The sequence below is a fragment of the Hymenobacter sp. M1-2 genome, assembly GCF_057808495.1.
Window position 1 is genome coordinate 78430 of record NZ_JBTYZO010000015.1, and the last position, 11544, is coordinate 89973.

Consider the following 11544-nt stretch of genomic DNA (forward strand, 5'->3'; position numbering starts at 1 on the left):
ACAAAGCCAAGCTCAGCAACTAACACCAAGCACAAGCAAAACACCAAGCACTAGGCACCAAGCACTACCAACTAAGCACCAACTCATGCTCCCACGCATTGGCATTTCCGTCGGCGATTTAGCCGGCATCGGACCGGAAATCATCTATAAAACCTTTCTCGACCATCGTCTGCTTAAGTTCTGCACGCCAGTGGTATATGGCACGGCCGCTGTGCTTTTCGACGAATTCCCAGTACCACAAGGCAGTGAGCCGCTCACGTTCCGGCAGGTGCGCGAAGCCGCCGATATTGCGCCCGGCAAGCACAACGCCGTTACGTGCTGGGAAGAAGATTTTCATCTTACGCCCGGCCAGCCGAGCGAAGCCAGTGGCACCGCCGCCCGCCTTAGCCTGCTGGCCGCCGCTCGTGACCTGAAAGCCGGCTTGCTCGATGGCCTCGTCACTGCGCCCATCAGCAAGGAAAACACCCAAGCCGACGACTTCCGCTACCCCGGCCACACTGAATTCCTGACTTCGTTCTTCGAGGCGAGAGAAAGCCTAATGCTACTCACCAGCGAGGATTTGCGCGTAGCTACGGCTACGGGCCACATTCCACTCAAAGATGTGCCCGGCCGCGTCACGAAAGAGCTACTCACCACCAAACTGCGGATTTTACTGAAGTCCTTGAAGCAGGATTTCGGCATTGAGAAACCGCGCGTGGCGGTGCTCGGCCTCAACCCGCACGCTGGTGAAAACGGCCTTCTAGGCACCGAGGAGCAAGGTATCGTAACGCCCGTAATTCAGCAGTTGCTCCAGGATGGCCACCTTGTGTACGGCCCCTATCCCGCCGATGGCTACTTCGGTACCGCCCAGTATCGGCAGTTCGATGCCACGCTTTCCCTCTACCACGACCAAGGCCTCATTCCGTTTAAAACCCTGGCTTTCGAGCGAGGAGTGAACTTCACGGCCGGCCTTTCCGTCATTCGCACCTCTCCCGACCACGGCACAGCCTATGGGCTAGCTGGACAGTATAAAGCCGACGAAACGTCGTTCCGGGAGGCGCTCTACCTCGCCTGCCAGCTCGTGCGTCAACGGAAGATGCTAGCCGGAATCAAGCCGCTCATTCCGGGCCCGCCATTGCGCGGTGGTCGTCACGAGTAACCTATACAGTTTGTTGTTTACATGGTTGGCGCCGCTACCTACTAAGGTGGTGGCGCTGTTTTTATTACCGGATCGAAAGAATCTTTCCGAAATCGAAATTTTATTTGTCGTTCTGAACTTATGACCCTAAGTTTGCACCCCCAACGATGGAACCGCGCCGGCTTCATTGTTTGCTCTTTCATTATTCTGGCTGCATGATGCTCCTCACACCTTCCGATTATCGTACTGCCCTGCGCCGACTCGACGCGTTGGTAGCCGCTGGTATTGAGGGCAACGCGGCGTTGGAAGCGGAGTTTCGGGAGTTGATTGGGGCGCTGGACACCTACGAAGGCAAGCTCGGCCTGCTGCCGATTCCGAACCTGCCTACCTCGCTGGCCGAAATGATAGAGCTGAAGCGACAACAGATGCGCCTTAAACAGAAGGATTTAGCTCAGCTATTGGAAGTACCGGCCGGACGACTTTCGCAAATCCTAAGCGGCAAGCGCCGCGTAACTCTAGACTTGGCCAAGCGGCTGTACGAACGGCTCGGGATTCCGCCCGATTTCATCTTAAAGAACGCCTGACGTATAGCCCGCACCTCGCCATCTGCTTTTACAAAACGGGGAAATCTTTCTACTTTTGCCCCCCTGCTACGAACTTACCGTGAAGAAGGACTCGCAATACGACATCAATATTGCCAAGCTGGCCGATAAAACGCACCATTTCGCGTTCGAGCTGGATCGTGCTTTTTTCGAGCAGTTCGACCAGCAGCTCATTCCCGACGGCAACGTGCACGCCGATGTGACGCTGCACAAAACCGACCGTCTGCTCACCCTCGACTTTGACTTGCACGGCACCGTGCGCCAAGTCTGTGACCGGAGTCTCGACGACTACGATCAAGAAATAAACACCCACGAGCAACTGCTCATCCGCTTCGGCGACCGGGAAATGGAGTTGGATGACAACGTGCTCCAAATCACCCCGGATACTCAAACGCTGCCTTTGGCGCAGCACTTGTTCGATTACGTGGGGCTGGCGCTGCCCATGAAGAAGCTGCACCCGCGCTTCCTAAACGAGCCCGACGAAAACCCGGAGTCCGAAACCAAGCTCATCTTCACCACCCGCCAGCCCGGCGACGATGAGGATGACGACGAGGACACCGACCCCCGCTGGAACGCGCTCCGCAACCTCAATTAGCCCCGCGCGCTTCCGGCTCCCGACTTTGTAAATTTTCTCTTTGCTTTTTCATTCCCTTTTTCAACCATGGCACATCCTAAGCGCCGGACCTCCTCCGCTACCCGCGACAAGCGTCGCACCCACTACAAGCTGACTCCTAAGGCCGTAACGCTTTGCCAGAATACCGGCGAGCTGCACCTGCGTCATAAGGCGTACGTAGTGGATGGCGACCTGTACCTGCACGGCAAAGTGGCTATCAAGAACTACGCTCCCGTAGCTGCTCCGGCCGCCGCTGCCGACACCGACGAAGAATAGTCGCGTCGTCGGCCTGCTTTCCCTGTGAAAAGCTTTCCGTATTGTCTGTAAGCCCGGTTTCCCTTCCATTTTAGGAGTGGAAGCTGGGTGTCAATGGCAAGCTTTTCTGCAGGCATCTCTCCCAGACTCCTCCTTGACACCCCATACATGAAGATAGCCCTGGACGCTATGGGGGGCGATTTTGCGCCCCAGGCAGCTGTAAATGGTGCCGTGTTGGCCGCCCAGCAGCTGGCTGGCAAAGCCCAGATTGTGCTTATTGGCCAGGAAGAAGCCGTTCGGCCGCTGCTAGCACAGCACGGCGAGCTGGCTGCTCAACTTGAGCTGGTGCACGCCGCGCAAACCATTGACATGGGTGAGCACCCGGCCAAAGCCTACCAGCAAAAGCAGGATTCCAGTATTGCCGTCGGCTACCGGATGCTGCACGCCGGCGAGGTAGAAGCCTTTTGCTCAGCCGGTAACACCGGCGCCATGCTGGTAGGCGCCATGTTCAGCGTCAAGCCGGTACCGGGTGTTATGCGCCCGGCTATTGCCAACTTCGTCCCGAAACAACACGGCGGCGTGGGTATCCTGCTAGATGTGGGCGCCAACGCGGAGTGCAAGCCCGAGATGCTCGAACAGTTTGGCGAATTAGGCTCCTTGTACGCGCAATACGTGCTGGGCATCGCCACTCCCAAGGTGGGGCTGATGAACCTGGGCGAGGAAGAAGGCAAAGGCACCACCACCACGCAGGCGGCCTACCAGCTGCTGAAAGTGAATCCGCACCTGCACTTCATTGGCAATATCGAAGGCCGTGACCTGTTCAACGACAAGGCCGATGTTATTGTCTGCGACGGGTATACCGGCAACGTGATGCTGAAAATGGCCGAGTCCATCTACGACATCATCGCCGAAAAGCAGATTCACGACCCTTTCTTCGACAAGTTCAATTACGAAGCGGTGGGCGGTTCTCCCATCCTGGGCATCAACGACAATGCCATCATCGGGCATGGTGTGAGCTCGCCGCAGGCCATTTGTAACATGCTGCTCCAAGGCTATCAAATGGCTCATTCTGGTATCGCCGACCAGATAAAAAATACCTTCAAGTCTTAATGACTAAGTCCGGCCCCGGCCGGATTTTTTCTTGCCGCGTTTTCTGTCTTTTCGTCAATGAAAATCACTGCCGCCATTACCGGAGTGGGTGCCTACGTACCCGACTACGTGCTCACGAATCAGGAACTCGAAAAGATGGTGGACACCACCGACGAGTGGATTACGACGCGCACGGGCATCAAGGAACGCCGCATTCTAAAGGGCGAAAACCAAGGTACTTCGGTGATGGGCATTAAGGCCGTGCAGCAACTGCTGGAGAAGACGGGCACCAAGGCTGAGGATATCGACCTACTGATTTGCTCCACTACCACGCCCGACCTGGTGTTCCCGGCTACGGCTAACATCATCTCGGCGGGTGTGGGTGCCAGCAAAGCCTTCAGCTTCGACATGCAGGCCGCTTGTTCCGGTTTTCTGTTCGCGCTGGCTACCGGCGCGCAGTACATCCAGACGGGCACTTACCGCAAAGTGGTGGTGGTAGGCGCCGATAAGATGTCGGCCATTGTTGATTACACGGACCGCGCCAACTGCATCATCTTCGGCGACGGCGCGGGCGCTGTGCTGCTGGAACCGAGCACCGACGGCTACGGCGTGCTCGACCAGGTTTTGCGCACGGACGGCACCGGCGAGCAGTATCTCTACCAAAAAGCCGGGGGCAGCCGCCGCCCGCCGTCCGCCGAAACGGTAACCAACCGTGAGCATTATATCTACCAGGAAGGCTCCACGGTTTTCAAATTTGCCGTGACCAACATGGCCAACGTGGCCGCCCAGGTAATGGAGCGCAACCACCTCAGCCACGACGATGTGGCCTGGCTGGTGCCGCACCAAGCCAACAAGCGCATCATCGATGCCACAGCCAACCGCATGGGCGTGGGACCGGAAAAGGTGATGCTCAACATTCAGCGCTACGGCAACACCACCAACGCCACCATTCCCCTCTGCCTCTTCGATTATGAGCAACAGCTACACAAAGGCGACAACCTGATTCTGGCCGCTTTCGGCGGGGGCTTCACCTGGGGCTCTTTGTACGTGAAGTGGGCTTACGACCCGAAGCTTAATTAGTAATTAGGAATTGAGAATTAGGAATTTATGCTCCGCTTTACAAATGGCATTTTTTCCTAACCGCCCAAAATTCTTAATTGCTAATTCTTAATTACTAATTTCCTCTCATGGCCACCACCGCAGATTTCCGCAACGGGCTCGTTCTGAACTACAACGGCGAGTTGCACGTCATCACCGAATTCCAGCACGTGAAGCCCGGCAAAGGCCCGGCCTTTGTGCGCACCAAGCTCCGCAACATCAAAACCGGCCGCGTGATTGACAACACGTTCAACGCGGGGGTGAAGGTAGAAACCGCCCGCGTAGAGCAGCGCCCGCACCAGTATCTGTTCAAGGACGATTACGGCTACACGTTCATGGACAACGCCAGCTTTGAGCAGGTAGTGCTGCCGGAAGCTATGGTACCCTTCGCCGACCTTATGAAGGAAGGCCAGGAAGCCACCATTCTCTTTCACGCCGAAACCGAGCAGCCTCTCACCGCCGAACTGCCTACCACCGTTGAATTAGTAGTGACCTACACCGAGCCCGGCTTGAAAGGCGACACGGCCACGAACACGCTCAAACCCGCTATTGTCGAAACCGGAGCCCGGATTCAGGTGCCCCTGTTCATTGATCAGGACCAGAAAATCCGCGTCGACACGCGCGACTACTCCTATGTCGAAAGAGTCAAATAAGCACCGCAAGCACACCGACGCCGCCATGAAAGCCAAGGAACTCCAGGACCTCATCGACTTTATTGCAAAGTCGGGACTGAACAAAGTCAACATCGAAACCGAGGAATTCAAAATCTCGGTGCAACGCGAGCCCAGCTACAAGCCGGTAGTGAGCATGTCGGCTCCGGCCGCCGCCTCTGCTCCCGCGCCAGCCGCCGCACCCGCTGCTACACCGGCCCCTGCCGTTACGGCCACGCCAGCCGCCGCGCCAACTCCGGCAGCCACGGAAGCTGCCGGTGGCAACTACGTGCCGCTGAAAGCCCCGATGATTGGCACCTTCTACCGCAGCAGTGGCCCCGACTCGCCGGCTTTCGTGCAGGTTGGCGACCTCGTAGAGAAAGGCCAGGTGATCTGCATCATCGAAGCCATGAAGCTCTTCAACGAAATTGAAGCTGAGCAGAGCGGCCGCGTGGTGAAAGCCCTGGTAGAAAACGCCTCCCCTGTGGAGTACGACCAGCCGCTGTTCCTGATTGAGCCAATGTAATTTGAGACATGAGACGATGAGACATGAGAAGTGAGACACTGTTCAGGTGATTGCACCAACACACTCAACGTCTCGTTTCTCATGTCTCATCGTCTCACTTCCAACCTCCAGACCTGTGTTTAAAAAAATACTGATTGCCAACCGGGGCGAAATTGCGCTGCGCATTATTCGTACCTGTAAGGAGATGGGTATCAAGACCGTAGCAGTGTATTCTACGGCTGATAAGGAGAGTTTGCACGTGCGTTTCGCGGATGAGGCAGTGTGCATTGGGCCGCCGCCATCGGCGCAGAGCTACCTGAGCATCCCTACACTCATCGCGGCGGCGGAAATTACCAATGCGGATGCCATTCATCCGGGCTACGGCTTCCTGTCGGAAAACGCGGAATTCTCGCGCGTGTGCCAGGAAAACGGCATCAAGTTCATTGGCGCCTCGCCCGAGATGATCAACCAGATGGGCGATAAGGCTTCGGCCAAGGCCACCATGATCAAGGCCGGAGTGCCGTGCATTCCGGGTTCGGTGGGCTTGCTGGACTCGGTGGAGCAGGGCAAGAAAGTAGCCGCCAAAATCAAGTACCCGGTTATTCTGAAGGCTACGGCCGGCGGTGGTGGGCGTGGTATGCGCATCATCAACTCCGAAGACGAGTTTGAGAAAGCCTGGAACGATGCCCGCACCGAAGCCAAAGCCGCTTTCGGCAACGACGGCGTGTACCTGGAGAAGTTCGTGGAAGAGCCCCGCCACATCGAAATCCAGATCTGCGGCGACCAGTTCGGGCGCGTGTGCCACCTCTCGGAGCGCGACTGCTCCATCCAGCGTCGCCACCAAAAGCTGGTGGAAGAAGCTCCTTCACCGTTCATGACGGACGAGTTGCGCGACAAAATGGGCAAGGCTGCCATTGCCGGCGCCTCGGCTATCAACTACGAAGGCGTGGGCACCATTGAGTTTCTGGTCGATAAAAACCGGGATTTCTACTTCATGGAGATGAACACCCGTATTCAGGTGGAGCACCCCGTGACCGAGGAAATCATCAACTACGACCTCATCAAGGAGCAGATCAAGGTGGCGGCGGGCATCCCGATTTCGGGCAGCAACTACTACCCCAAGATGCACGCCATGGAGTGCCGCATCAACGCCGAAGACCCGCGCAACGGCTTCCGTCCCTCACCCGGCAAAATCACGACGTTGCACATTCCCGGCGGCCACGGCGTGCGCGTGGATACGCACGTGTACGCGGGCTACCAGATTCCGCCCAACTACGATTCCATGATTGCCAAGCTCATCACGGTGGCGCAAACCCGCGAGGAGGCCATTGTGAAAATGAAGCGAGCTTTAAGTGAGTTTGTAGTGGAAGGCGTGAAAACTACCATTCCTTTCCACCTGAAGCTGATGGATAACGCCAACTTCAAGGATGGCGACTTCACCACGAAGTTTCTGGAAACCTCCTTCGACTTCACCGAGTTGTAGTCGCTCTTGCCGCCCCGTCTCGGAGTAAAAACGCCCGACCTGTTAGCAGGCCGGGCGTTTTTGTTGGTGGCTTCACCAAGGGAAGCGCCTTCCGCCGTTTTATTCGTGAATCAACACAGCACCAGAATTGATCAATATGGTATTATATCCAGAGAAGCTATTTTGCGGTGCGGTGATACAGTCGAGTCATCCAGGCATAAGGCTTGGCTTGAATGCTTCAAGAGCATATAACAGCCAAATTATGCACGCTATTACTAGCTTTAGGGTATTGAATATTTCTTAGATAAAGGGTATTCTTGTTGTGTTCTAACCTTCCACAACCAATTCCCACATTCATGAAAAAATTATCCGCGCTGGCCCTCTGGGGGCTGGCTGCCACGGGCTTGCTTTTGCAATCCTGCAACAAAGATGTAGCGCAGCCAGCCGGAGCGCCGCAACCCGTCCAGACCCAGCAAAACGCCACGGCCGTCAATGGCGTGATGCTGCAAGGCTTCTACTGGGACGTGCCCATCAGCTCCAACGGCAGCACCTGGTGGCAAGTGCTGGGCGGCAAAGCCCAAGAATTTCAGGATGCTGGCATTACGGCTGTTTGGATACCCCCAGCATACAAGGGCGGCAGCATCTACGACGTAGGCTACGGCGTGTACGACCGGTACGATTTGGGCGAGTTCAACCAGAAAGGCACGGTGCCCACGCGCTACGGCACCTTGAGCCAGTTGCAGTCGTGCATTACGGCGCTGCACGGCAAGGGCATTCAGGTATACGAGGATATGGTGATGAACCACCTCACGTCGGCCGATGCGCAGGAGCAGTTCAGCTACAACGGGCAGAACTTCAACGTGTATACCAGCTTCACGTATCCGGGCCGGGGCAACACCTACAGCTCGTTTAAGTGGCACTACTACAACTTCAACGCCACGCAGCAAGCGCCCAACAACGGTTGGTACCTGTGGAATCCTTACGATTTCCAGCCCTACGCCAACGGCGACGCCTACGACAATCTGCTGGGCTCCGAAATCCGCTACTCCGACGCGAACCAGCGCAACGAAACCAAGGCCTGGGGCAACTGGATTACCACCAAGCTCAGCCTCGATGGCTACCGCCTCGACGCGACCAAGCACATCCAAAACTCGTTCGTGAATGAGTGGCTCGATGCTGTGAAAGGCGGCCGGTTTGCCGTGAGCGAAGCCTGGTTCCGCAACCTGCAAGACCTGCAAAACTACGCCGGCGCCACCGGCGGGCGCACCAGCCTCTTCGACGTGCCGCTGCACTATACTTTCCAGGACATGAGCAGCGGCAACGGCGCCTGGGATATGCGCGGGCTGCAATTCGCCGGTTTCACGGAAGCCAACGGGGCCTTGTCGGTGTCGTTCGTTGATAACCACGACACCGACCAGACGGGCGGCGGCTTGTTCTCGCCGGTGGTCAACCTCAAGATGCTGGCCTACGCCTACATCCTGACCCGCGAGAAAGGCTACCCCTGCGTGTTCTACAAAGACTATTACAACTACAACCTAGGCGCGCAAATTAAGAACCTCATCCAAATTCGTAAGGCTAACGCCTATGGTGCTTCCTATGAGTACACGAGCGTAAACGACTCTGATGTGTACGTCTACTCGCGCGCCGGCGACACTACCCACAAAGGCCTGCTGTTGCTGTTGAACGACGGTGGCTCATCCCGCACGAAAGGCGTCACGACGCCTTTCAAAAACGCCACCCTCACCGACAAAACCGGCAACTACGCCGGCACCGTTACCACCGACGGCAACGGCTACGGTAACTTCCCGGTGAATGCCCGCAGCTATTCTACCTGGGTGCCCAATTGAGCATTGTCAGTTTTTCAAGCAAACCAGCCCGGCCGCTTCGGCCGGGCTGGTTTGCTTTTAGAGCACCGTCAGTCGGGCTGTCAGACGTTTACCGTATTTTTAGTTTCTCATTTAGCTATCCGCCTCATGCCCGCCCAGCCCGATTACACCCGCCGCTACACCGTGGAAGAATACTTCGCTCTGGAAGAAGCGTCGGACATTCGGCACGAGTACTACCACGGAGAAATTTTTCCGCTCGACGGACCTCATGGACCAGAAGCTATGGCAGGCGGCACTAAACGGCACAACCGCCTTATTCAAAATTGCGTGGTTGCTCTTCGAAATGCCCTGCGTGGACGAGGCTGCGATATTTATTCCGAAAACGTACGGGTGTCCGTGGATGAGGCCACGCATTACAATTATCCGGACATTGTAGTAAGTTGTGATACTGTAGACAAGCAGGACTTGCGCACAGTTCACTGTCCCAGCGTTATCGTGGAGGTGTTATCGTCATCCACCGAAGCACATGATAGAGGGTGGAAGTTTCAGCAATATCAACTGATACCCACTTTACAGCACTACGTCCTAGTTTCGCAACGGCGGCAGCTTGTGGAGTGGTTCACCCGCAACGCCGATGGCACTTGGACCCTGGCTTCGGTACGCGAGGCGCACGAGTGGGTGGAGTTAGAAGCGCTGCATCTCCGTCTCTCTGTTGGCGACATATATGAAGAGGTAGAAACCGGCCCGGATACCGAAACTACTCTGCGCCGTTTACCCGACTAAGCCTGCTGCCCGTGCTCTATCTCGTGCACCTAACCACCTGATCTTCCATTCCGCAGCTTGCTTCATGTCTTCTATAAGTTGCTTGCTATGCACGAAATGCGCATTCAGCTAGTGCCTGATGAGTATAACCGCCCAATAACATTAATCCGACATCGCCTCATATCTTACCAACGCCTGAAAATCGGTATCTTTTTTCACGTAACTTCCCGCTTCGCTTATCCTCATCTGTACACTATGGGTGCCAAGATCTTCTACTTTTTTTGGATAGTATTTACCATTTGGCGCGATTTCCAGCGTGACCCTGGCCAGCACAAACTCGCTAAAGCAGTTCAGGGCTTTACCTTACTTTTCTTGCTACTTAGCTACATAGGAAGTATTGGCTTCTTGCTAAAGCTGGTAAGCAGCTTCTCCATTGTGCAGGCAAAGTACAGTCAGCCTGTAGGTATTGTACCTGGGGAGTGGCATTTTCTTATCGTGCTGTTACATATAGGACTATGTCTCACTGTACTAATCTTGAGCTACCAGTTGATGTATCGCCGGAATAGTGCCCGTAGATTACTTTTCTATTTTCTGCCAGCGCTAGCCTTCACAGAAGCTTTTAGCTTTTACCGCGGCTGGCTAAGCGGTTCTGAGTGGCCAGGACTTCCTCATATTATTATTTATCTAGCTGGCCTGCTTTCATTCAGCTCTCTGGTGGCGTGCTTTATAGTGCTCTACAACAGTAATTTTATGCTAGTCTTTTTTACAGATGCAACCGCCAAGAAACCTCAGTCCACCAGCTATTAGTCATCCTACTGTAGAGTAAAAACCAGGCACCTACTCTTGGTAATCAATTAAGTAGAACTTGCGGAGCCGTGCTCTATCTCGTGCACCAACTCGCCGTACCACTCTTCGCCGTATTTACGAATTAGGGGCTCCTTTAGGAATTGATAGACGCGCACGCCAAGGTTGGCGCCGAAAGAACAAGCTGGGTTGCAAATGCCCCACCGGTCGTAGTTGAGGGCCTCGAAACCATCGTATTTGCTGATGCGGATGGGGTACAGGTGGCAGCTGATGGGCTTTTTGAAGGTGGTAGCGCCCGCCAGGTAAGCCTGTTCGATGCCGCATTTCAGGATGCCCCGCTCGTCGTAGAGGGCGTAGGCGCACTCCCGGTCGTTGATGGTGGTGGTGCTGAAGTCGCCTTCCCAGTCTTTGATGTAAAGACCTTGATCGTCAATGGCTTGCTGGCCAGCGGCGGTAAGAAAGGGCTTGATGTTGTGGTACTCGGCTTCGAGAATGGCCAGTTCGCTTTCTTCTAACGGCGCGCCCAGGTCGCCCTCCACGCAGCAGGCGCCTTTGCAGGCTTCGAGGTTGCAAACGAAGAAATTATCCCGAACGTCGTCGGAAATAAGTGTGTTCTGTATCTGAATCATGGATGTTTCTCGCAGTGTTTCGCCGGGGTGGCGCAGGGTCTCGCCGGATGGAGCGGCGGGGTGTTGCGTTACCTTCCGCGAGCCTTGGGGAGAAACCGAAACGCGAAGATAACCGTTTCGTGGCCCGCCCTG

Annotated in this window: 13 protein-coding genes; 12 read left to right on the forward strand and 1 reads right to left on the reverse strand. The window is 55.6% G+C overall.

What is annotated here, in order from left to right; genetic code table 11:
• Nucleotides 1-85 precede the first annotated feature (85 nt).
• The 12 genes from pdxA to ACYSMN_RS15585 all read left to right on the forward strand — a co-directional run bounded on the left by pdxA (nt 86) and on the right by ACYSMN_RS15585 (nt 10786).
• The gene (gene pdxA / locus ACYSMN_RS15530) at nt 86-1138 is read left to right on the forward strand and encodes a 4-hydroxythreonine-4-phosphate dehydrogenase PdxA (RefSeq protein WP_488924821.1); all 1053 of its coding nucleotides are present in this window, start codon (nt 86-88) and stop codon (nt 1136-1138) included.
• 194 nt (nt 1139-1332) lie between these two features.
• Nucleotides 1333-1701, forward strand: coding sequence for a helix-turn-helix domain-containing protein (locus ACYSMN_RS15535; RefSeq protein ID WP_488924822.1), 369 nt, complete (start codon nt 1333-1335; stop codon nt 1699-1701).
• A gap of 55 nt (nt 1702-1756) precedes the next feature.
• On the forward strand, nt 1757-2314 hold the full coding sequence (locus tag ACYSMN_RS15540) for a YceD family protein (protein ID WP_488924823.1): 558 nt from the start codon (nt 1757-1759) through the stop codon (nt 2312-2314).
• 66 nt (nt 2315-2380) lie between these two features.
• Nucleotides 2381-2608, forward strand: a complete 228-nt coding sequence (rpmF, locus tag ACYSMN_RS15545) for a 50S ribosomal protein L32 (protein ID WP_488924824.1) — start codon at nt 2381-2383, stop codon at nt 2606-2608.
• Between the two features lie 147 nt (nt 2609-2755).
• Nucleotides 2756-3697 (forward strand): phosphate acyltransferase PlsX, encoded by a 942-nt coding sequence (plsX, locus tag ACYSMN_RS15550; RefSeq protein WP_488924825.1) that lies wholly within the window; start codon nt 2756-2758, stop codon nt 3695-3697.
• Nucleotides 3698-3754: 57 nt separating this feature from the next.
• On the forward strand, nt 3755-4756 hold the full coding sequence (locus ACYSMN_RS15555; protein WP_488924826.1) for a beta-ketoacyl-ACP synthase III: 1002 nt from the start codon (nt 3755-3757) through the stop codon (nt 4754-4756).
• A gap of 107 nt (nt 4757-4863) precedes the next feature.
• Nucleotides 4864-5427 carry an elongation factor P gene (gene efp / locus ACYSMN_RS15560; RefSeq protein ID WP_488924827.1) on the forward strand — a complete coding sequence of 188 codons (564 nt, stop codon included), beginning with the start codon at nt 4864-4866 and terminating at the stop codon, nt 5425-5427.
• A 25-nt stretch (nt 5428-5452) separates the two neighbouring features.
• Nucleotides 5453-5950, forward strand: a complete 498-nt coding sequence (gene accB / locus ACYSMN_RS15565) for an acetyl-CoA carboxylase biotin carboxyl carrier protein (RefSeq protein WP_488924891.1) — start codon at nt 5453-5455, stop codon at nt 5948-5950.
• A gap of 115 nt (nt 5951-6065) precedes the next feature.
• Nucleotides 6066-7412 (forward strand): acetyl-CoA carboxylase biotin carboxylase subunit, encoded by a 1347-nt coding sequence (accC, locus tag ACYSMN_RS15570; protein ID WP_488924828.1) that lies wholly within the window; start codon nt 6066-6068, stop codon nt 7410-7412.
• A gap of 335 nt (nt 7413-7747) precedes the next feature.
• Nucleotides 7748-9238: an alpha-amylase gene (locus ACYSMN_RS15575; protein WP_488924829.1), complete on the forward strand. Its 1491-nt coding sequence runs from the start codon at nt 7748-7750 to the stop codon at nt 9236-9238.
• Nucleotides 9239-9364: 126 nt separating this feature from the next.
• Nucleotides 9365-10000 carry a Uma2 family endonuclease gene (locus ACYSMN_RS15580; RefSeq protein WP_488924830.1) on the forward strand — a complete coding sequence of 212 codons (636 nt, stop codon included), beginning with the start codon at nt 9365-9367 and terminating at the stop codon, nt 9998-10000.
• 87 nt (nt 10001-10087) lie between these two features.
• Entirely contained in the window at nt 10088-10786 is a 699-nt protein-coding gene (locus ACYSMN_RS15585; RefSeq protein ID WP_488924831.1) for a hypothetical protein, read from the forward strand.
• Between the two features lie 47 nt (nt 10787-10833).
• Here ACYSMN_RS15585 and ACYSMN_RS15590 read toward each other — a convergent pair whose 3' ends face one another.
• Nucleotides 10834-11412, reverse strand: coding sequence for a DUF3109 family protein (locus tag ACYSMN_RS15590; RefSeq protein WP_488924832.1), 579 nt, complete (start codon nt 11410-11412; stop codon nt 10834-10836).
• Nucleotides 11413-11544: the final 132 nt, after the last annotated feature.